This window comes from Janthinobacterium aestuarii (assembly GCF_051380835.1).
Classification (GTDB): domain Bacteria; phylum Pseudomonadota; class Gammaproteobacteria; order Burkholderiales; family Burkholderiaceae_D; genus Janthinobacterium; species Janthinobacterium aestuarii.
The window spans coordinates 211,741-233,186 of record NZ_JBNYXU010000005.1 but is presented as its reverse complement, the minus strand read 5'-3'; the positions used below and the strand labels follow the sequence as shown (position 1 = coordinate 233,186).

The following is a 21,446-nucleotide window of genomic DNA, read 5'->3' as shown; positions in this document are numbered from 1 at the left end:
TCATCTTCAACGCTTGAGCAGCTGGCCGGCAAGGCCGACGATTTTTTCCAGCAGCGCCTCATCGTGCGGCAGCCAGGGCACGGCGCCCAGCTTGTTCCCCTTCGCAGCCACCTCGGTCGCCACTTCAGCGCCATCCAGCGTGACCCGGCCGGTGACCAGGTGAATCGCGTGCCTGCCTACCGTCAGGTGACGCGGTTCGAGCGCCATGCGCCCAGCTTCGATCTGCTGCGCAAACACCTGACGCAGCACGGTGCGCCGCATGCCCGCCATCGGCCCCGGTGCCAGGTTGGCCAGGTAAAACAGGCGCTCTTCGCGCTGCACGCTTTGCTCTTCTTCCACCAGCGCCAGGGCGCTGGCGCTGACCAGCAGATCCACCGCGCGGCACGCCTCCGAATACGCCACCGGCGCCATCGGCAACATCTGCGCGGGCGCCAGCCCGTTTGACGTGCAGACGCCGCCCGCGCCTGGATACACGCGTCCTCCGAGGCGCAGCAATACGCGCCAGGCGCCGAACTGGCGCGACAAGCCTTCATCGTCATCCAGCCGCCAGCCTTCGCGGCGGGCCAGTCCCAGCAAGGTACGCAGCGACAACTGGTAGCCGGCAAATGGGGCGCTGCCGTCGCCGGACGGCTCATATATTTCACGATACACCTGGCGCAGCGGCTGGCGCACGCGCCGCCGCGTGACCAGCGCCTGCCAGGCGGCGCGCTGCTCGCCGCTGCCGTGCAAGGGATGCCACAGGCCGATGTCGCCTTGTTCAGGCAATTGCACTGGCTGCCCCTGCGCATCGATGGCCCCCTTCCCGTCGAGCATGAAGGCCAGCCCATCGCCCGTGCGCCAGACCAGCGCGCGCGCCACCGTATCGATATCGGCATCGTCGCACAAGGCGCGCCATTGGTCCAGGCCAAACCACACCTCGCTGGCGTAGCCCGCTTCCAGCCGGCGCGCCAGCATGGCCTGGCGCCGCTTGCCCATGGGACCGGGCATGCCGATCCTCCAGGCGATATCGGGCCGCTCGGCCAGCGCCCGTTCGGCCGGTTTCAGATTGCGTTCCAGCTTCTTGCGGATGCCCGCATGGCGCACCTGCGCCAGCGCCGTGCGCAGAGCCAGCAAGCTTTCGGGCGTGGGGATGGTTTCCACCGCATGGCCCAGCGCCATCGCCAGCGACTGCGACGGTGCGCTTTTTGCCGCGCCGGGCGCCGCGCATGCCAAAGGCAGCAAGACGGCGATCACGGGCCGGAACCATCCATCATCGCGATACGCGGCGACCCGCGCGGCGCGCGCCAGCACCGGCGAGTCTGCCGTGGCAAAGGCGGCATCGGCCGCATACGGTACGCTGCCATCGTGGATGGCGGCGATATGACGCGCCGCCTGTTCCAGTATCGCCCGCGCAAAATCGACATACGCCGCATCGTCGGCCAGCACCTCGGCGGGATCCGCCTCGCCGATACTGTTGCGGTTCCAGAAGCTGCTATGGGGCGAACCGGCCAGCGCCAGCAGGGACGCTTGCGCCAGCTGCGGCAGCAGTGCCAATTCCTGCAAGGTCAATGGCATCGGATAACGGGCGTGGCGCTCCTCCATCAGCTGCGCAAATTGGGCAGGGGCGTCGTCACCCGCCAGGCGCGCCAGCAGCCAGGCCTGGTAGGGCCGCTCGGCCCAGCCCGAGGTTGCGCCAAGAATGCGCCGCGCCTGCGCCGCCGTGCCTGCCGGCGCCTCGCCCTGCAGGCAGGCCAGGCAGCCGATGACATACTCCCATTCCAGGTTGTCATCAGCGGCCGCGTCGAGTGCGTCGAGGAACACGGCGCCGGCCAGCAATGGCGCCAGTCCGGCCTCAGTCACCTGTTCCAGCAGCGTGCGCGCCAGATTAAACCGCGCAATATCATCATGGCCGAAGCGCGCCGCGCGGTGCAACGCCCCCCAGATGGCGCCCAGTTCTTCGGGTGTCCAGTCGTTGAAATCGACCGGCGGCCCCGCGAAACGCGCATAGTCGACGGCAGCACCCTCGAGGCGTGCACGCAGCGCTGCGGCACGGCTGGAGCTTTCAGTCTCCATCATCGGCCTCGTAGCGGCGCAAGCCTTCCAGGTCCAGCACGCGGATGCCGCCGTAATCGAGGCGCAATAAACCCTTTTTTTCCAGCACCTGCAAGGCCTGGTTGGCGCGCTGGCGCGAGGAACCGGACAGCAGGCCGATTTCTTCCTGCGACAGTTGCACCAAGGTGTCCACGCTCGGGTACAGATGCGAATGGAACATCGAGGCCAGGCAGCGCGCCACGCGCGTGTTCAGGTCGAGCAGGCGCTCGTTTTCCATCATGCCGATGAACTGGCCCAGGCGCTCGTTGAGCTGCATCAGCAGGAAGCGCGTGAATGGCAGGCTCGTTTCCAGCAGCCAGTGGAAGGTGGTGGCAGGCAGGCGCGCCACGCGCGTATCGCGCACGGCGATGGTGTCGTATTTGCGCATCTCGCGCTTGAGCAGCGAACCTTCGCCAAACCAGCTGCCCGGTGACAAGCCCGTAAACGTCATGGCCTTGCCCGAGGCGGAAAAATTATTCATCTTGACCATGCCGCTGATGACGCCGATCCAGTTGTCCACCGGTTCGCCCTTGCGGCAGACAAAGCCGCCTTTCGGCACGAAAGTCTCGAACACATCGGCCTCGACCCGTGCCATTTGCACGGGGTCGAGCAGCTGCGCCCAGTGGGCCGCGCGCACGGCATCCTTGAGGCTGATATCAGGATTGATCATTGTGCGATGCACCATCGAAAAGTGGGTAAATGTCCCCGAAAAGACAACTTGGCAAACTAACGCAAGCTACTATCATTGCACAAACGCCTTACACATAAAAAACACAGAGCGCCATCCAACGAGGTGGGGCCTGAGACAAGCAACAGGGAGACACTGGTGCAAACGAATACCACAGCAGCAATGCCGACTTTTCCGCGGCGCTTATTGCAACACGGGACAGTACGGTCCGACAAGCCCGCCTTTCGCGAAAAATACCTGGGCATCTGGCAAACCTGGACCTGGTCCGAGGTGAACGAGGAAGTGCGCGCGCTGGCCTGCGGCCTGGCCGCCATCGGCTTCCAGCGCGGCATGAACCTGGCCATCATCGGCGACAACCGTCCCCGCCTGTACTGGGCCATGCTGGCCGCGCAAAGCCTGGGCGGCGTGCCCGTGCCACTGTACCAGGACGCGCCGGCCGCCGACATGGCCTACGTGCTGCAGGATGCGGAAATCCGCTACGCCATCGTCGAAGACCAGGAGCAGGTCGACAAGCTGCTCGAGCTCAAGGCCCTGTATCCGCACGTCGCCCACATCGCCTATGACGATGAACGCGGCATGCGCCATTACCGCCAGCCGGAGCTGACGTCCTTTGCCGCCCTGCAGACGCTGGGCCGTGCCTATGACCGTGAACACCCGGGCTTTTTCGACGCCGCCGTGGCAGCGGGCCAAGGCAGCGACTCGGCCGTGATCCTGTACACCTCGGGCACCACGGGCAAACCGAAGGGCGTGTGCCAGAGCCATACGGCGCTGCTGGCAGCCGGCGAAGGCGGCGTCGCCTTCGACAAGCTCACCGACAATGAAGACATCCTGTCCTACCTGCCCATGGCGTGGGTCGGCGACTGCCTGTTCTCGCTGGCGCAGGCCATGGTGGCCGGCTTCACCGTCAACTGCCCCGAATCGGGCGACACGGTGATGATCGACATGCGCGAAATCGGCCCCACCTGCTACTTTGCGCCGCCGCGCGTGTTCGAGAACATGCTCACCAGCGTGATGATACGCATGGAAGACGCGAGCAGCATCAAGCGCCACATGTTCAGCCATTTCATGGACGTGGCCAAGCGCTGCGGCGCGCAGATCCTCGATGGCAAGCCCGTGCCGCTGGCGGACCGCATCAGCTACAAGCTGGGCGAACTGCTCGTCTACGGTCCCCTGAAAAACGTGCTAGGACTGTCGCGCGTGCGCGTCGCCTACACGGCCGGCGCCGCCATCGGCCCCGACCTGTTCCGCTTCTACCGCTCCATCGGCGTCAACCTCAAGCAGCTGTACGGCTCGACCGAAACCTGCGCCTATGTGTGTCTGCAACCGGACGGCAATATCAAGTTCGACAGCGTCGGTCTGCCGGCACCGGGCGTGGAAGTCAAGCTGGCGGCCAATGGCGAAGTGCTGGTCAAGTCGCCCGCCACCATGAGCGGCTACTTCAAGCGTCCCGACGCCACGGCCGAAGTGATCGACGATCACGGCTACTTCCATACGGGCGACGCGGGCGTGTTCGACAGCGAAGGCCATCTGAAAATCATCGACCGCGCGGCCGACGTGGGCAAGATGAATTGCGGCGCCATGTTCGCGCCCAACTACATCGAAAACAAGCTCAAGTTCTTCCCCTTCATCAAGGAAGTGGTGGCCTTTGGCCATGCGCGCGACCAGGTCTGCGCCTTCATCAACATCGACATCGAAGCGGTGGGCAACTGGTCCGAGCGGCGCGGCATCGCCTATTCCGGCTATACGGACCTGGCGGCGCGCGCCGAGACCTATGGCTTGATCCGCGACTGCATCGAGCAGGTCAACGCGGAACTGGCGGCCGACCCGCTGATGGACCGCACGCAGGTGCACCGCTTCCTCGTGCTGCACAAGGAACTCGACCCGGACGACGACGAACTGACGCGCACGCGCAAGGTCCGCCGCAAATTCATCGCCGAAAAGTATGCGGTGCTCATTTCTGCCCTGTATGAAGGCAAGACAACGCAATACATCGAGACCCAGGTGAAATTCGAGGATGGCCGCACCGGTTCGACCAGCGCCGACCTGCAGATCTGGGACAGCAAAACGTACCGGCCACAGGGCCTGGCCGCATGATGGAGCACAGCACGATGCAAATGAACGAACCCGACGCCCATTTCGGCACGGCCCGCAAGGCGGGCCCCGTGATCCTCGACCTGAAGAATATCTCGCTGTCGTTCGGCGGCGTAAAAGCGCTGACCGACATCTCGTTCGACGTGAAGCAGCATGAAATCCGCGCCATCATCGGCCCGAACGGCGCCGGCAAAAGCTCGATGCTGAACGTGATCAATGGCGTGTACCGCCCGCAGCAGGGCGAAATCATCTACCGCGGCGAGCACCGGCGCGGCATGGACTGCTATGCGGCCGCCAAGTCCGGCATCGCGCGCACCTTCCAGAACATCGCCCTGTTCAAGGGCATGACGGTGCTCGACAACATCATGACGGGGCGTAACCTCAAGATGAAGTCGAATTTCCTGCTGCAAGCCCTGTACTGGGGCCCGGCGCGGCGCGAGGAAATCGAGCATCGCAAGAAGGCCGAAGAGATCATCGACTTCCTGGAAATCCAGGCCATCCGCAAGACGCCCGTGGGGCGCCTGCCCTACGGCCTGCAAAAGCGGGTGGAACTGGGCCGCGCGCTGGTGGCCGAACCGGAAATTTTACTGCTCGATGAACCGATGGCCGGCATGAACGTGGAAGAAAAGCAGGACATGTGCCGCTTCATCCTCGACGTTAACGACCAGCTGGGCACGACCATCGTGCTGATCGAGCACGACATGGGCGTGGTGATGGATATCTCCGACCGCGTGGTGGTGCTCGATTACGGCAAGAAGATCGGCGACGGCACGCCTGACGAGGTGCGCAGCAACCAGGATGTCATCAACGCGTATTTGGGTGTCGCGCACTAGCTCCAGACAAGGAATAGCAATGAATATCAATTTTTTCTTTGAAGTGCTGATCGGCGGCCTGCTGTCGGGCGTCATGTACGCGCTGGTGGCGATCGGCTTCGTCCTGATCTACAAGGCGTCGGGCGTATTCAATTTTGCGCAGGGCGCGATGGTGTTTTTCGCCGCCCTCACCTGCGTCGGCATCATGGACAAGTTCGGCCTGTCGCTGTGGCTGGCCATCCCGCTGACGATGGTAACCATGATCGTGCTGGGCATGGCCATCGAGAAGGTCGTGCTGCGCCCCCTCGTCAACCAGCCCGAAATCACGCTGTTCATGGCCACCATCGGCCTGACCTTCTTCATCGAAGGCCTGGCGCAGCTGATGTGGGGCTCGCAGGTGCACAAGCTGGACCTGCCCATCGAAGACGTGCCGATGCCCTTCCTGATGGACCATTTCAACATCATCATCTCGCAGTTCGACGTGGTGGCGGCCGGCATCTGCGCGCTGCTGGTGATCTGCCTGGCCTTACTGTTCTCGAAAACCAAGGTGGGCCGCGCCCTGCGCGCCGTCGCCGACGACCACCAGGCGGCGCTGGCCGTGGGCATTCCGCTGCAGCGCATCTGGGCCGTCGTATGGGGCGTGGCGGGCCTGGTGGCGATGGTGGCCGGCTTGCTGTGGGGCGCGCGCAACGGGGTGCAGTTCGCCCTCACCTTCATCGCCCTGAAAGCGCTGCCGGTGCTGATCCTCGGCGGCTTTACGTCGGTGCCGGGCGCCATCGTCGGCGGCCTGATCATCGGCGCGTCGGAAAAACTGGCCGAAGTCTACCTCGGTCCCATGGTGGGCGGCGGCATCGAAGGCTGGTTCCCGTACGTGCTGGCCCTGCTGTTCCTGCTGGTGCGTCCGGAAGGCCTGTTCGGCGAGAAAATCATCCGCCGCATATAACGCCCCAAGAGCATCGTAGGTCGGATTAGCCGAAGGCGTAATCCGACAAACACCCCAACAGCCAGTAAAGGACACGCCATGATTTACCGTGAAGCAGGACAATTCAAGACCAGCTACCAGGCTGACAACCAGATTTTCCCGATCAGGCAAGACCGCCTGGCGCTGACGGCCACGCTGCTCGTCGCCGTCTTCCTCCTGCCGTATTTTGCCTCGCCCTACATGCTGTCGGCGATCCTGATCCCCTTCCTGATCTTCGCCCTGGCGGCACTGGGCCTGAACATCCTGACCGGTTACGCGGGCCAGCTGTCGCTGGGCACGGCCGCCTTCATGGCCGTGGGCGCCTTTGCCTCGTATAACTTCATGGCCCGCCTGCCTGGCTTGCCGCTGCTCGTGTCCTTCATCCTCGGCGGCCTGTGCGCGGCCATGGTGGGCATCGCCTTCGGCCTGCCCTCCTTGCGCATCCGCGGCTTTTATTTGGCCGCCTCCACCCTGGCGACGCAGTTCTTTGTCGTCTGGTGCCTGACCAAGATTCCGTATCTGACCAACTACAGCTCCTCGGGCGTGATCACGGTGCAGAAGATGACCATCCTCGGCTACCAGTTCGACACGCCGCAAAGCAAATACCTGCTGGTACTGGCGATTGTCGCCGGCATGGCGCTGCTGGCCAAGAACATGATCCGCTCGAACGTGGGCCGCTCGTGGATGGCCGTGCGGGACATGGACATGGCGGCCGAAGTGATCGGTTTCAGACTGATGCGCACCAAGCTGCTGGCGTTTGCCGTCAGTTCGTTCTACTGCGGCGTGGCCGGCGCCCTGTATGCGTACGCCTACCTGGGCACGGTGGAGCCGGAAGCGTACAACCTGGACCTGTCCTTCCGCATCCTGTTCATGATCATCATCGGCGGCGTCGGTTCGATTTTAGGTTCCTTCCTCGGCGCTGCCTTTATCGTGCTGCTGCCCGTCTTCCTGAACACCATCGCGCATGGCCTGGCGTTGCCGACCAGCGTGGCTTCGAACCTGGAACTGATGGTGTTCGGCGCGCTGATCATTTTCTTCCTGATCGTCGAGCCGCACGGCCTGGCCAGGCTGTGGCAGATCGCGAAGGAAAAGTTGAGACTCTGGCCCTTCCCCCATTAAGTTTTTGCAGTCGATGTCGGTTCACTTGAATACCAAATAAAACAAGAGGAGACACACAATGAAACACATCAAATCGCTCATGCTGGCCGCCGCCATCGCCAGTGCCGCACTCACCATGGCCGGCAGCGCGCAAGCGCAGGACAAGGAACAGTACATCGCCCTGCCGTCCTACCGCGTGGGTCCTTACGCGGCCGGCGGCTCCGGTTTCTACGGCGGCATCATCGATTACTTCAACCTGGTCAATCAGGCCGGCGGCGTCAATGGCGTGAAAATCAGCTGGGAAGAATGCGAAACCGAATACAACCCGTCGCGCGGCGTGGAATGCTATGAACGCCTGAAAACCAAGCAGGGCGGCGCCACCCTGGTCGAAACCCTGTCCACGGGCGTCGCCTACGGCATCCTCGACCGCGTGGCACAGGACAAGATCCCCATGACGATGATCGGCTACGGCCGCTCGGACGCCGCCAACGGCAAGGTCTTCCCATATGTGTATCCACTGATCTCCAGCTACTGGAGCCAGGCCGCCGCCATGATCAAGTACCTGGGCGACAAGGATGGCGGCATGGACAAGCTCAAAGGCAAAAAGATCGTCCACCTGTACCACGATTCGGCCTTCGGCAAGGAGCCGCTGCCCGTGCTTGAAGCGCTGTCGAAACAGTACGGCTTCGAGCTGGTGAAAATTCCCGTTGCGCCGCCAGGCAGCGAACAGCAATCGCAATGGCTGCAGATCCGCCAGGCCAAGCCGGACCACGTGATCCTGTGGGGCTGGGGCGTGATGAACTCCGTTGCCATCAAGACGGCGCAGCGCAACGGCTTCCCGCGCGACAAAATGCTGGGTGTCTGGTGGGCCGGCTCCGAGGAAGACACGATTCCATCGGGCGACGCAGCCAAGGGCTACACGGCGATGACGTTCAATACGCCGGGCAACTACCCCGTGCTCGACGACATCCGCAAGAAACTCTACGCGTCCGGCAAGGGCAACCTGTCCGACCAGTCGCGCATCGGCTCCGTCTACCACATGCGTGGCGTGACGGCCGGCATCCTGTGGGTGGAAGCGATCCGCGTGGCGCAGGAAAAATTCGGCAAGGGCAAACCGATCACGGGCGAGCAGATGCGCTGGGGCCTGGAAAACCTGAACGTCGACGATGCGCGCCAGAAGGCCGTGGGCGCGCTGGGCATGTTCCCGACCGTGAAAACTAGCTGCGACGACCATGAAGGCTCGGGCGCCGTGAAAGTGCAGCAGTGGGATGGCAAGAAGTGGACCGCCATCACGCCGAAATGGATCGTCGGCGACAAGGCCCTGGTACGCAAACTGGTCGAGGAATCGTCCGGCAAGTACGCCGAAGAGAAAAAGATCACGCCGGCGTGCATGAAGTAAGCCGCGTTCGGGATGGTGTCGGGTTACGCGCTACGCGCTAACCCGACCTACCTGGATACGACGTAGGTCGGATTAGGTCGCAGGCCGTAATCCGACAAGCACCAACATCACATGAAAACGAAGCAGCCATGACACCCACTGCCACGCAAACACCGGACACCGCACCGCCCTATCTGTCGGTGAACAATATCGAAGTCATCTACGACCACGTGATCCTGGTCCTGAAGGGCGTGTCGCTGCAAGTCCCGCAGGGCAAGATCGTGGCGCTCCTGGGCGCCAACGGCGCCGGCAAGTCGACCACCCTGAAAACCATCTCGACCCTGCTGCGCGGCGAACGCGGCGACGTCACCAAGGGCGAAGTCCAGTTCAAGGGCGAGCGCGTGGACCAATTGACGCCGAATGAACTGGTCAAGCGGGGCCTGTCGCAAGTGATGGAAGGCCGCCACTGTTTTGGCCACCTGACCATCGAGGAAAACCTGCTGACGGGCGCCTACACGCGCAGCCTGTCGCGCGGCGAACTGAAAGACGCGCTGGACAAGGTCTACCACTACTTTCCGCGCCTGAAAACGCGGCGCAGCAGCCAGGCCGGCTATACCTCGGGCGGCGAACAGCAGATGTGCGCCATCGGCCGCGCGCTGATGGCCAAGCCGTCGATGATTTTATTGGACGAGCCGTCGATGGGTATCGCGCCGCAGATCGTCGAAGAGATCTTCGGCATCGTCAAGGATTTGAACCACAAGGAAAACGTCTCTTTCCTGCTGGCCGAACAGAACACCAACGTGGCGCTGCGCTACGCCGACTTCGGCTACATCCTGGAAAACGGCAGAGTCGTGATGGAAGGGCAAGCGCAGGAACTGGCCAGCAACGAAGACGTCAAAGAGTTTTACCTGGGCGTGTCCAGCGCCGGGCGCAAGAGCTTCCGCGACATGAAGTTCTACCGCCGCCGCAAGCGCTGGCTGGCCTGATATCGGAGCTGCCGTCATGGACCTGGAACGGGCGAAGCAAGTGTGCCGCGGCTTTCCCGGCGCGACCGAAGACATCAAATGGAGCAACGTGCTGGCGTTTTCTGTCGGTGGCCGCCTGTTCGCGTTATGCGGCGCGGAAGCGCACGGCACGCGCGGCATGAGCTTCAAGGTCGATGCGGAGCGCTTCCTGGAACTGACGGACCGTCCCGGCTTTCGCCCGGCGCCCTATCTGGCGCGGGCCAAATGGGTGCTCGTCGCCAGTCCCGACGCCCTCGACGACGACGAAATGGCCGCCCTGCTGCACCGCTCATACAGCCTGATTTTTGCGGGGCTGACGAAAAAAATGCAACGTGACATTGGAGAATCCGCAACATGACCGATACGCTCGACAGTCTGGAAGCACGCGCCCCCGAAGCGCGCGAACGCGAATTGATGGCCGGCCTGCCGCAGCTGATCGCGCGCGCGCAACAGGCGCCGGGCTGGGCCCGCATCCTCGATGGCGTCAACGCGGCCGACATCAGCAGCCGCGCCGCGCTGGCGCAGCTGCCCGTCACGCGCAAGTCCGACCTCAAGCAATTGCAGCACGACGCGCTGCCGTTCGGCGGCTTGAACACGACGCCGAAGAACGCCCTGTCGCGCGTCTTCGTCTCGCCCGGCCCCATCTTCGATCCGGAAGGCCGCGGCCCCGACTGGTGGCGCTTCGCGCGGCCCATGTATGCGGCCGGCGTGCGCGCCGGCGGCTTGCTGCAGAACTGCTTTTCGTATCACTTCACGCCGGCCGCCTTCATGGTCGAAGGCGGCGCCGCGCGCATCGGCTGCACCGTCATCCCGGCCGGCATCGGCCAGACGGAAATGCAGGTGCAGGCGATGGTCGACCTGAAACCGGATACGTATATCGGCACGCCGTCATTTTTAAAACTGATCATCGAGAAGGCGCGCGAAATGGGCGCCGACATCAGCAGCGTCACCAAGGCCGTGATGGGCGCCGAAGCCCTGCCCGAATCCCTGCGCAGCTGGTTTGCCGCGAACGGCGTGCCGCATGTGTTCCAGACCTATGCCTCGGCCGATATCGGCAGCATCGCCTATGAGACGGCCAGCAATGGCAAACTCAATCCGGGCATGGTCGTTGATGAAAACATACTGCTGGAAATCGTCCATCCGGGCAGCGGCATTCCCGTCGCGCCGGGCGAAGTGGGCGAAGTCGTCGTCACCGTCTTCAATGCCGACTATCCGCTGATCCGCTTTGCCACGGGCGATCTGTCGGCCGTGCTGGTCAATACGCCTGAGTCGCCGTGCGGACGCACGAATACGCGCATCAAAGGCTGGATGGGACGCGCCGACCAGACCACCAAGGTGCGCGCCATGTTTGTGCATCCATCGCAGGTGCATGAAATCGCCCGCCGCCACCCGCAGATCAAAAAGGCGCGGCTGGTGGTGTCTGGCCGCATGGCCAACGACGAAATGACTTTGCATTGCGAAGTCGATAATCCTCATGACGCCAGCGGCACCGAGGCCATCATCGGCTCGATCCGCGAACTGACCAAGCTGCGCGGCGACGTGGTGCTGGTGGCCGTGGGCAGCCTGGCCCAGGATGGGAAAATAATCGACGACATGCGCGATTACAGCTAGGCGTAGCGCACGGATGGCGTTTGCGGGATAATACCCGCATTCATCATCAGCCCCATTCATCGCCATGCAAGAGTCCATGCAAGAATTTCATCACAATCGTGCCCGTGACCTGATCAAGAACGCGGAACTGCTGTTCGACCAAGACGCCGTGCAGGCGTCGATCACGCGCATGGCCGATGTGCTCAACACGCGCTTCAACGCCGAGGACTCGAAAGAGTTCCCACTGGTGCTGGGCGTGATGGGCGGCGCCGTCGTGTTTACGGGCAGCCTGCTGCCGCAACTGAGCTTTCCGCTCGAATTCGACTACATCCACGTGAGCCGCTACGGCGACGACGACAAGGGTGGCGAAGTGGTGTGGAAAGTCATCCCCCGCTCGAACGTGGCGGGCCGCACCGTCATCGTGCTCGACGATATTCTCGACGAAGGCGAAACCCTGGCGCACGTCAAGCAGCGCTTGCTGGACATGGGCGCTTCGGAAGTGATCCTGGCCGTGTTCGCCGACAAGGCCATCGGCAAGAAAAAGCCCGTGCAAGCCGACATCGTCGGCCTGGTCATCCCGAACCGTTTCGTCGTCGGCTTCGGCATGGATGCGTATGGCTACTGGCGCAACCTGCCGGGCCTGTGGGCCATCAAGCCTGAGGATTTGAAGCAGGAGTGATGGAAGTGTTGTCGGATTACGCGCTGCGCGCTAATCCGACCTACCTGTGCCCGGTGGCGTAGGTCGGATTAGGCCAAAGGCCGTAATCCGACAACTACCACCAGTGTTACAGCTTCAACCGCGCGCGCGCCGCATCGTATTCGGCTTTCAGGCGCGCCACCATCTCTTCCACGCTCGGCACGTCGTCCATCAAGCCCACGCCCTGGCCCGCGCCCCAGATGTCGCGCCAGGCCTTGGCGCTGCCGGAGCCGAAATTCATCGCGCTCTTGTCCGCTTCGGGCAAGGCTTCCGGATCGAGTCCGGCCGCTTCGATCGATTTTTTCAGGTAATTGCCGTGCACGCCAGTAAACAGGTTCGTGTAGACGATGTCCGCCGCGCTGGAATCGACGATGGCGTCGCGGTAGCCGTCGCTGACGTTCGATTCCTTGGTTGCCAGCCAGCGCGAGCCGATGTAGGCAAAGTCGGCGCCCATCGCTTGCGCGGCCAGTACGGCGTCGCCCGTGGCGATGGAGCCGGACAGCGCCAGCGGACCGTCGAAGAATTTGCGCACTTCGCCCACCAGCGCGAACGGTGACAGGGTGCCCGCGTGGCCACCGGCGCCGCTGGCCACCAGGATCAAGCCATCGACACCGGCTTCCAGCGCCTTTTTCGCGTGGCGGATCGAAATCACGTCATGCAGCACGATGCCGCCATAGCTGTGGATGGCGTCGAGCATTTCCTTGGGCGGCGCGCGCAGCGAAGAAATGATGATGGGGATCCGGTGTTTCACGCACACTTCCACGTCATGCGCGAGGCGGTCGTTCGACTGGTGCACGATCTGGTTGACGGCGATCGGCCCCACTTTTTTATCGGGATTGGCGGCCTGGAAGGCGGCCAGTTCGGCCTGCAGCTCCGTGAGCCAGGTGTCGAGCAATTCGGCGGGACGCGCGTTCAGGGCCGGGAAGGAACCGACGATGCCGGCCTTGCACTGCGCCGCGACGAGGGCCGGGCCGCTGGCGATGAACATCGGCGAAGCGATAACGGGTAAGGAGAGGTTTTGCAACGCAACAGGCAATGCCATGGCGGACTCGCTGGAAAGTTAATCGGGATGAGAAACACACTGAGGTTGATTATAGTTCAGAAAAAGTACGATCGTGCTGAATTTATCGCGACTGCGCTTCAACCTTCGTTAAGCAAGTACTCACCCTCGACGCGTGCCGCCGTGGCCCGCATCAACTGGGAAACGGCCCAGTCGGCCAGTGCGGCCGCCTCCTGGTGCAGGAAGCGCCGGTTGGCCTCTTCGAAGACAGGCATGCCGCGCAGCAGGGCCGGTATCTCGGCGAGGGCGATGCGCTGGCGTTCCAGCAGCAGGAATTTGAGCAGCACTTTCACCGCGTTCTGCGCATTGCGCACGGGATCGGACGACAGGTAATCGAGGCGCGAATAGGCGCGCTGCAGGGCACCGGTCGTATCCTGGAACGGCCGCCCGTGGCCGGGGATCACCACGCGCACGTCCAGACCGGCGATCAGATCCAGGGTGGCGCGCGCTTCACGAAAGCCGGAGCCGCCATCGAGTTCGGGGAAGATCACGCCAAAGCCGTTTTCCCACAGCGCGTCGGCGGAGATCAGGATGCCCTCGTCGACGCAGTAAAAAATCAGCGAGTGCGGGTCATGGCCTGGGGCTCCCAGCGCTTGCCAGCGCATGTCGGCCAAGGTCAACGTGTCGCCGGGCGAGACGGTGGCGTCAAAGCCGAAGCGCGGACATTGCTGGCCCGTGGCCTGGAAACTGAGGGCGTCCACATCCCAGGCGCGCACCTTGTCCGCCTCCGACACGGGAATGGCCGTATGACAGCCGTATTGTGCCTGCAGCAGCGCGTTGCCGCCGCAATGGTCGGAGTGCAAATGGGTGTTGAACAGGCGGTCCAGGGGACGGCCGGCAAGGCTATGGCGCAGCAGGGCCAGGGTTTGCGGCGCATGCGTGACATAGCCGCTGTCGATCAGGGCCGTGTCGTCCCGGCCCTGGAACAGGATGTTGTTCGACGAGAGCCAGCCGCGTTCGAACACCTGCATGGCATCGGGGAACAGCGCTGGCGATCGCGGCATGGCTTCCTCAGTAGTCGGGCTCGAAATCGAGCAGGGATTCGCGTCCTGGCAATTCGGCCCACACGGCGCGCTTGAAGTCGTCGTCGGCCTTGCTCCAGGCGATGATCTCGTCGAGCGTGCGCAAACAACCTTCGCACAAGCCGCTGTTGCGGTTCATCTTGCACAGGCTGACGCAGGGCGACGGTACCGGCGACGGCAAGGGAAGCGCAACGGCTGGCGGAGGTGGGGTAGCGACCATCATGGAGCGGCATCGGTAAACGTGAAGGCTTTCATTATGCCGCGAAACCGCGCCGGCGAGTCGGCGGCATCGGCATGTAATGTTTCTGTGGATATATTTTCCAAAATAAAAATGATCAAAAACACATCTTCCGGAAATTTATTTTGCGGTGCATTCTCACTCTGCGGGTGCCCGTCCTACAACATGATCAGGCCAGATCCTGCTTGACTTGAGATATTACACAACTATACTACCATCCATACAGATGGCAAATGGATGCCACGTGGAGTTTATGGAGAGATATGGCCAAGCAAGACAGCAAGCCCAAAATTGGGGAATCCGAGAAAATCACGATCAACCTCGGCTTGATCGACCTGGGGCAGATCGATCTGCTGGTCCAGGAGGGATTTTATTCCAACCGCACGGATCTGATCCGTACGGCCATACGCAACCAACTGGGTACGCACGCCGACGTGGTGAAACAAACCGTCGCCCGTAAAAGCCTGGTATTGGGCATGCAGCATTACTCGCGCGCCGACCTGGAGGCGATCCAGGCAGCCGGCCAGCGCCTGCAGATACAGGTGCTGGGACTGGCCAGCATCGCCAGCGACGTCTCCGTGGAACTGGCACTGGCCACCATCGAGTCGATTTTCGTATTAGGTGCCCTGCACGCCAGCACCGTCGTCAAGACGGCGCTCGCAGGGCGAATTCACTAGCGTATTGGTTCGCGGCGATGACCCGGCCGATGCGCGGCACCGTTAAGGATGGTCATGAAACTACCTCTCAACATGTTGGCGCAGATGCGCGCCGCAACCCGTAATCTGATGGGCAGCGGCCCCGCCGCCGCCACCGAAGCGATCCAGCAAGCGCTGTCCGCCGCCGGCCTGGCGCCGCAAACGGCAGCCACGCAAACGCCGCCACCGCAGCCGATGCGCGACATTAATCCGCCACCTGCGCCGCCACCTGCGCAAGCCCGAGCCGAGCAGCCGCAAGCCGCCGCCGCACCAGAAACGCCTGCCGCCCCTCCCACGCCCGCACAGGCGGCGCAGGACTTCGCGCAGGATTTCATGTCGCGCCTGGGCGTGCCCGCCGGCCTGGGCCAGCACAGCTTCGACATGCCCAGCTTCGAACTGCCGAATTTCCACTCGCCCGGCTTCAACGCACCGGCCGCCACGCCGGTGGAGATCCCCGCAGGTGCGCAGTTCATCGACGGCGTGTACCGCAACCATGCGGGCACGCGTTCGTACAAACTGTACATCCCCAGCAGCTATCACGGCCAGGCCATGCCGCTGATCGTCATGCTGCACGGCTGCACGCAAAATCCCGACGACTTCGCGGCCGGCACGCAGATGAATGCGCTGGCCGAAGAAAAGGAATGCTTTGTCGTCTACCCGGCGCAAACGCAGGGCGCCAACAGTTCGCGCTGCTGGAACTGGTTCAACGCCATCGACCAGCAGCGCGACCAGGGCGAACCGTCGCTGATCGCCGGCATCGCCCGGCAAGTGATCGACGAATACCCGGTCAACGAGCGCGAAGTGTTCGTCGCCGGCCTGTCGGCGGGCGGCGCCATGGCCGTCATCGTCGGCACCTTGTACCCGGATTTGTTTGCCGCCGTCGGCGTGCATTCGGGCTTGCCTTTCGCTTCGGCGCAGGACTTGCCGTCGGCGCTGGCCGCCATGAAGGGCGGCGCCATGCCCAATGCCCAGCGCAAGGCGCCGGCCGGCGGCGTGCCCATCATCGTCTTCCACGGCGACCGCGACACCACCGTCAACCCGCGCAATGGCGATGAACTGATCGCCCAGGGCGTGCGCAGCCAGGCGGGCGGCAAGGCGGCGAAAGCCGCTTCCATCGACGGCAGCGTGCCGAATGGCCACCGCTATACGCGCACCACGCACAGCCAGGCCGATGGCTCGCCGCTGGGCGAGCACTGGGTCATCCACGGCGCCGGCCATGCGTGGTCCGGCGGCAGCGATAACGGCAGCTATACGGATGGAAAAGGGCCGGACGCGAGCCGCGAGATGCTGCGCTTCTTCAAGACCGTCAGCTGATGTTGTCGGTGTAGGGCGCGATCTGCCGCTGCTTGTCGGCGATCTCGCACACGCCATCGGCATAGCGGTGGGAGATGGCGATGAACTGGTCCTGGATCTGCAAAAAGGCGTCGACGATCTCGGCGTCGAAATGCGAGCCGCGTCCTTCGACGATGATCCGCACGGCCTGCGCATGGTCCATGCCCTGCTTGTAGATGCGCCGGCTGATCAGGGCGTCGTACACGTCGGCCAGCGCCATCAAGCGCGCCGAAATCGGGATGTCTTCGCCAGCCAGCCCTTGCGGGTAGCCGCTGCCATCCCATTTTTCATGGTGGCTGTAGGCGATCTCTTTCGCGTACTTGAGGAAATCGACTTCGATGCCCAGCTCGTGCTCGGCCGCCAGGATGGCGTCTCGCCCCAGGGTGGTGTGCGTCTTCATGATGGCCATTTCGTGCGGCTCGAAACGCCCCGGCTTGAGCAGGATATGGTCGGGGATGCCCACCTTGCCGATGTCGTGCAGCGGCGCCGTCTTGAACAGCAGTTCGATATTCTTGTCCGTCAAAAAATCGCGGAAGCGCGGCAAGCCGCGCACCTTCTCGGCCAGCGCCTTCAGGTAGTGCGAGGTGCGGCGGATATGGTTGCCCGTCTCGCTGTCGCGCGTCTCGGCCAGCGAGGCCATGGCGTGGATGGTGACGTCCTGCAGCGCCGCCACTTCCTGCACGCGGCGCTCCACTTCCGTTTCCAGGTACTGGTTCTGGTCGCGCAGGAAATCCTGCATCTGCTTCATCGCCAGCTGCGTCTTGATGCGCGCCAGCACGATGGGCGCCGAGATCGGCTTGGTGATGTAGTCGACGGCGCCCAGGGCCAGGCCCAGCTGCTCGTCGGCCACTTCGCTCATGGCCGTAACGAAAATCACGGGGATGCCGGCCGTGGCGGGATCGGCCTTCAGCGCGCGGCACACGTCGTAGCCGCTCATGCCCGGCATCATGATGTCGAGCAGGATCAGGTCGGGCTGGTCGCTGCCGGCGGCGATCTTCAGGGCGCGCTCGCCATTGACGGCGATCTTGGTGCGGTAATCGTCCTCCAGCACCGCGCGCAGCAGATCGATATTGTCTGGCGTGTCGTCGACCACCAGAATGGTTGGCTTGCTTGCCGACGCTCTCATGCCCATCCTTCGTTCCGCATCATTATCCTTGTCACAGTGTCAGCTCCAGCGCATCGGCCACCTCGCCCAGCTGCGCCAGCGCACCTTCGAAATCGTATTGTCCCAGCATGCGCTTCAACTGGCGCGCGTGCTCCGCTTGCCCCGCCGCGACCAGCACGGGGCCGATGCCGTCGAGGTGCTTGACGGCTTGCGCATCGTCCTGCAGCAGCAGCTGCGACAGTTCGCGCAAGCCCGCTTCCAGGCGCGCCCGGTCCACCGGCGCCACGTGCGCCACCGCCGCGCCGCCCGCCTCGGCCGCATGGCCGCGCGACTGCATGGCCAGCACGATCTTCGGCACCAGTTCGTCGAGCGCCAGGGTGCAGGCGGCCAGCGCCTGCGGCAAGCCGTCGTGCGAGCCCAGGCTGAGCAAGTGCTCGACCCGCGCAGCGCTGTCGGCCAGGCCGCCGGCGCCGATATTGCCGGCCAGGCCCTTCAGGGTATGCGCTTCGCGGATCGCCGTTTCCAGCTGGTTGTTCTCGATGGCGGCAACGATGCGCTGCATGGCGTCGAACTGGGTTTCCACGAAGCGGTCCAGCAATTTTCGCATCAAAGCGGCATTGCCGCCCACGCGGCGCATGGCTTCCGCCATTTTCAGGCCGGCGATCACGGGCAGCTCCGCTTCCGGCTGCGCCACCACCGCCGCCATTTCCTGCGGCGTGGCCGGCGCGATCCAGCGCGCCAGGGTGCCGAACAGCTGCGCCACGTCGATCGGCTTGGCGATGAAATCGTTCATGCCGGCGTCCAGGCATTTTTCCTTGTCGCCCACCATGGCGTTGGCCGTCATGGCGATCACGGGCAAATTCGAATAACGGGGATCCTGGCGCAGCTTGCGCGTCGCCTGGTAGCCATCCATCACCGGCATCTGGCAATCCATCAGCACGCCGTCATAGGCGTTTTCCGCGATCTTCGCCAGCGCGATGGCGCCATTGCTGGCGATGTCGACGCGAATGCCGGCGTCGTTCAGGATATGCTGCGCCACTTCCTGGTTCACTTCATTATCCTCGACCAGCAGCAGCCAGGCGCCGCGCAGGGCGCGTTCGTCGTCGCGGTAGCTGCTCTGGCGCTGCGTCTTGCGGCTCTGCCCCGTCACGCCGCCAAACACGAAAGCAATCTGGTCGAGCAGGGTCGAGGCGCTGATCGGCTTGTTCAATACGCCGTCGAGCGGCAAGTCGCGCTGGCGCGCCGCCTCCAGCAGTGCTTCGCGATGGAAGGCCGTGACCATGATGCAGGCCGGCGTCGCATCGATGCCGGCGGCATCGGCGCGGATGCCGGCCAGGGTATCGAGGCCGTTCATGCCCGGCATTTTCCAGTCCATCAGCACCAGGCCGTACGGACGACCCTCGGTGCGCGCCTGCGCCACGGCGCCGATGGCCAGCGCGCCGCCAGACACGGCACGCGCCTCGAAGCCCAGCGCCGTCAGCATGCTGACGAAGATTTCACGCGCGCTGGGGTTGTCGTCGACCACCAGCACGCGCAGGCCGTGGAATTGCTGTGGCAATAGCAAATTATCGCGCGGCACGGCGGCCAGGCCGAAGCGGGCCGTGAAGAAAAAGGTGCTGCCCACGCCCGCTTCGCTGACCAGGTCGATCTCGCCTTCCATCATTTCCACCAGCCGCTTGCTGATGGTCAGCCCCAGGCCCGTGCCGCCATGGTGGCGCGTGGTGGACGTGTCGGCCTGCGTAAAGGCCTGGAACAATTTGCTGCGCTGGGGCGGCGTGAGGCCGATGCCCGTGTCGCGCACGTCCACGCGCAGCACAGCCGCATGCTCTTCCAGCTGCTGCAGGCGGATGGTAACGACGATCTCGCCCTTGTCCGTAAATTTGATGGCGTTGTTGGTCAGATTGATCAGCACCTGGCCCAGGCGCAGCGGATCGCCCTGCAAGGCGTTCGGCACGTCGGGGGCGATGTCGAACAGCAGTTCGAGTCCCTTGTCCTGCGCGCGCATCACGGACAGGTCGGCGATCTGCGCCAGCACGTCCTCGAGGAAGAAATCGACTTTTTCAAAGGCCATCTTGCCCGCCTCGATCTTCGAGAAATCGAGGATGTCGTCGATGATGGCCAGCAGGTTCTTCGACGCCGATTCCACCTTCTCCAGGTAGTTGCGCTGGGTCGACGTCAGTTCCGTCTGCAGCGCCAGGTGGGTCATGCCGATGATGCCGTTCATCGGCGTGCGGATTTCGTGCGACATATTGGCCAGGAAGTCCGACTTCATCTTGGTCGCATCCTCGGCCACCTCGACGGCGTGACGCAGGTCCTGCTCGACGGCCAGGCTGGTGCTCATGTCCTTGAGCGCCTGCAGCAATTCGCCCGTCTCGTCGCGCGACGTCACTTCGATGACGGAACTGAGGTCGCCATTGGCCACGCGCGTGGCGATCGCCACCGCCTCGCCCAGCGGACGCGTGATCGAGCGCGCCGACCAGGCAAAGGCGAGCCCCGTCAGCAAGGCCGCCAGGCCGATGCCGCCCATCAGCAGCAGCGAGGTGTCGATGTCGTTGCGGATCCTGGCCGCGCTGTCGCGGATCAACTGCTGCTGCAAGTCGTCGAGCTGGCCCACATACAGCAGCACTTTTTCCAGCACCGGCAAGGTCTGCGTCTGCATGGCCTGCTCGGCGCGGGCATGTTCGCCGCGCTCGACCAGTTCGAACATCGCCTTGAGCGACACATAGTAGTCGGCGCGTGCCAGGTGCATCTGTTCCAGCAGGCGCCGTTCCTCGGGCCGCCCATCGAGGCCGTCGAGGATGCGCACCTGCTCGTCGATGCCTTGCTTGATCGCTTCCAGGCGCGCCTGGTTCGCCTGGCGCAGCGCCAGCTCGTGCTGGTTCGGCAGGTTGCCGATGCGCGTGGCCGCTTCGCGGGCCAGCCCGTGGATCTTGCTGGTGGCCTTGGCGGCGACCCAGTCGCGCTGCAGGATATCGTCGGTCTCGGCGCGGATGGCATAAATGCGACTGCCGGACAGGACGATGACGACCAGCATCAGCACGATCAACATGGCATAACCGGCATTGATGCGCACGCCGATACTGATATCCCTGAAGCGCATGACTTTCCTATAAGAAATTCTTGAAAGTCGAAGTCTGAGCGTATTCCCCTACAAAATGCAAGGTCTTTTGCAAAGGAAAAGGTATGCCGATGCGCTTATTTGGCCGCAGTCGGGGCTTTTTCAGGCGACGTCAAAGTGGCGATATGGGCTTGCAGGCAGTCGGGACACCAGCATCCCGCAGCGCTGCCGGGCACGGGAACGGCCGGCGGCAGGGCCAGACACCAGCACGGTTGCTTGGCGTCCGGGTCGAGCTGGCCGCACTGGAAGGCGGCGCCGCACAGGCTGCACTGGCTCATGGCTGTGTGTGAATTGGCAAGTGTGTGTCATGCCGCGCCGGGATGGGACGCAGATGTAACGGGCAGTAAAAGGGCTGGCTGGGGGACATATCGGGCCAGACTATAGGATCATCAGGGAAAATACAACAAGATCGCCCTATAATGCCTCCAAGATTTTCTTCTTCCCTGTAAAATCGCACAAATCTATTTTCCGGACTCGCCATGAATCA

The 21,446-nt window shown here is 63.4% G+C and carries 19 protein-coding genes; 11 read left to right on the top strand and 8 right to left on the bottom strand.

All coding sequences use genetic code 11. From position 1 onward, the window contains the following. Positions 1-6 precede the first annotated feature (6 nt). Together ACQ4WO_RS15505 and ACQ4WO_RS15500 are read right to left on the bottom strand one after the other, a co-directional pair. Positions 7-2,055, bottom strand: a complete 2,049-nt coding sequence (locus tag ACQ4WO_RS15505; protein ID WP_436482220.1) for a DUF4132 domain-containing protein — start codon at positions 2,053-2,055, stop codon at positions 7-9. After that, a complete protein-coding gene (locus ACQ4WO_RS15500; RefSeq protein ID WP_070289386.1) occupies positions 2,042-2,740 on the bottom strand; it encodes a Crp/Fnr family transcriptional regulator in 699 nt (232 codons plus the stop codon). Before ACQ4WO_RS15500 ends, ACQ4WO_RS15505 begins: the two co-directional genes overlap by 14 nt. Positions 2,741-2,920: 180 nt before the next feature. Here ACQ4WO_RS15500 and ACQ4WO_RS15495 point away from each other — a divergent pair, with 180 nt between their 5' ends. The 9 genes from ACQ4WO_RS15495 to ACQ4WO_RS15455 all read left to right on the top strand — a co-directional run bounded on the left by ACQ4WO_RS15495 (position 2,921) and on the right by ACQ4WO_RS15455 (position 12,371). Continuing rightward, a complete protein-coding gene (locus ACQ4WO_RS15495; RefSeq protein ID WP_139091327.1) occupies positions 2,921-4,852 on the top strand; it encodes an AMP-binding protein in 1,932 nt (643 codons plus the stop codon). 14 nt (positions 4,853-4,866) lie between these two features. Further along, on the top strand, positions 4,867-5,682 hold the full coding sequence (locus ACQ4WO_RS15490; RefSeq protein WP_034753577.1) for an ABC transporter ATP-binding protein: 816 nt from the start codon (positions 4,867-4,869) through the stop codon (positions 5,680-5,682). Between the two features lie 25 nt (positions 5,683-5,707). Beyond that, on the top strand, positions 5,708-6,604 hold the full coding sequence (locus tag ACQ4WO_RS15485; RefSeq protein WP_175444594.1) for a branched-chain amino acid ABC transporter permease: 897 nt from the start codon (positions 5,708-5,710) through the stop codon (positions 6,602-6,604). Positions 6,605-6,682: 78 nt separating this feature from the next. Continuing rightward, on the top strand, positions 6,683-7,741 hold the full coding sequence (locus ACQ4WO_RS15480; protein WP_034752817.1) for a branched-chain amino acid ABC transporter permease: 1,059 nt from the start codon (positions 6,683-6,685) through the stop codon (positions 7,739-7,741). A gap of 58 nt (positions 7,742-7,799) precedes the next feature. Then, positions 7,800-9,119, top strand: a complete 1,320-nt coding sequence (locus tag ACQ4WO_RS15475; RefSeq protein ID WP_034752814.1) for an ABC transporter substrate-binding protein — start codon at positions 7,800-7,802, stop codon at positions 9,117-9,119. Between the two features lie 128 nt (positions 9,120-9,247). Next, positions 9,248-10,084 (top strand): ABC transporter ATP-binding protein, encoded by an 837-nt coding sequence (locus ACQ4WO_RS15470; RefSeq protein ID WP_058049338.1) that lies wholly within the window; start codon positions 9,248-9,250, stop codon positions 10,082-10,084. A 16-nt stretch (positions 10,085-10,100) separates the two neighbouring features. Then, the gene (locus ACQ4WO_RS15465; protein WP_436482218.1) at positions 10,101-10,460 is read left to right on the top strand and encodes an MmcQ/YjbR family DNA-binding protein; all 360 of its coding nucleotides are present in this window, start codon (positions 10,101-10,103) and stop codon (positions 10,458-10,460) included. Continuing rightward, positions 10,457-11,713: a phenylacetate--CoA ligase family protein gene (locus ACQ4WO_RS15460; RefSeq protein WP_436482217.1), complete on the top strand. Its 1,257-nt coding sequence runs from the start codon at positions 10,457-10,459 to the stop codon at positions 11,711-11,713. Before ACQ4WO_RS15465 ends, ACQ4WO_RS15460 begins: the two co-directional genes overlap by 4 nt. A gap of 76 nt (positions 11,714-11,789) precedes the next feature. Then, on the top strand, positions 11,790-12,371 hold the full coding sequence (locus tag ACQ4WO_RS15455; protein ID WP_058049341.1) for a hypoxanthine-guanine phosphoribosyltransferase: 582 nt from the start codon (positions 11,790-11,792) through the stop codon (positions 12,369-12,371). A gap of 106 nt (positions 12,372-12,477) precedes the next feature. Here ACQ4WO_RS15455 and ACQ4WO_RS15450 read toward each other — a convergent pair whose 3' ends face one another. The 3 genes from ACQ4WO_RS15450 to ACQ4WO_RS15440 all read right to left on the bottom strand — a co-directional run bounded on the left by ACQ4WO_RS15450 (position 12,478) and on the right by ACQ4WO_RS15440 (position 14,694). After that, complete coding sequence (locus ACQ4WO_RS15450; RefSeq protein WP_035823538.1) at positions 12,478-13,431, bottom strand: NAD(P)H-dependent flavin oxidoreductase; 954 nt, start codon at positions 13,429-13,431, stop codon at positions 12,478-12,480. Between the two features lie 98 nt (positions 13,432-13,529). Beyond that, complete coding sequence (locus tag ACQ4WO_RS15445) at positions 13,530-14,453, bottom strand: MBL fold metallo-hydrolase (protein ID WP_436482216.1); 924 nt, start codon at positions 14,451-14,453, stop codon at positions 13,530-13,532. 7 nt (positions 14,454-14,460) lie between these two features. After that, positions 14,461-14,694, bottom strand: a complete 234-nt coding sequence (locus ACQ4WO_RS15440) for a DUF1289 domain-containing protein (RefSeq protein WP_436482215.1) — start codon at positions 14,692-14,694, stop codon at positions 14,461-14,463. A 278-nt stretch (positions 14,695-14,972) separates the two neighbouring features. Between ACQ4WO_RS15440 and ACQ4WO_RS15435 the strand changes: the two genes are divergently transcribed. Then, the gene (locus ACQ4WO_RS15435) at positions 14,973-15,386 is read left to right on the top strand and encodes a ribbon-helix-helix domain-containing protein (RefSeq protein ID WP_034752801.1); all 414 of its coding nucleotides are present in this window, start codon (positions 14,973-14,975) and stop codon (positions 15,384-15,386) included. A 54-nt stretch (positions 15,387-15,440) separates the two neighbouring features. Beyond that, a complete protein-coding gene (locus tag ACQ4WO_RS15430) occupies positions 15,441-16,718 on the top strand; it encodes an extracellular catalytic domain type 1 short-chain-length polyhydroxyalkanoate depolymerase (RefSeq protein WP_436482214.1) in 1,278 nt (425 codons plus the stop codon). Here ACQ4WO_RS15430 and ACQ4WO_RS15425 read toward each other — a convergent pair. The 3 genes from ACQ4WO_RS15425 to ACQ4WO_RS15415 form a co-directional block, all read right to left on the bottom strand. Then, positions 16,711-17,862 (bottom strand): response regulator, encoded by a 1,152-nt coding sequence (locus tag ACQ4WO_RS15425; protein WP_436482213.1) that lies wholly within the window; start codon positions 17,860-17,862, stop codon positions 16,711-16,713. The two genes, ACQ4WO_RS15430 and ACQ4WO_RS15425, sit on opposite strands and share 8 nt — an antisense overlap. 31 nt (positions 17,863-17,893) lie before the next feature. Continuing rightward, entirely contained in the window at positions 17,894-20,941 is a 3,048-nt protein-coding gene (locus tag ACQ4WO_RS15420; protein WP_436482212.1) for a response regulator, read from the bottom strand. A 95-nt stretch (positions 20,942-21,036) separates the two neighbouring features. After that, positions 21,037-21,237, bottom strand: a complete 201-nt coding sequence (locus tag ACQ4WO_RS15415) for a cysteine-rich CWC family protein (protein ID WP_436482211.1) — start codon at positions 21,235-21,237, stop codon at positions 21,037-21,039. Between the last annotated feature and the right edge of the window lie 209 nt (positions 21,238-21,446).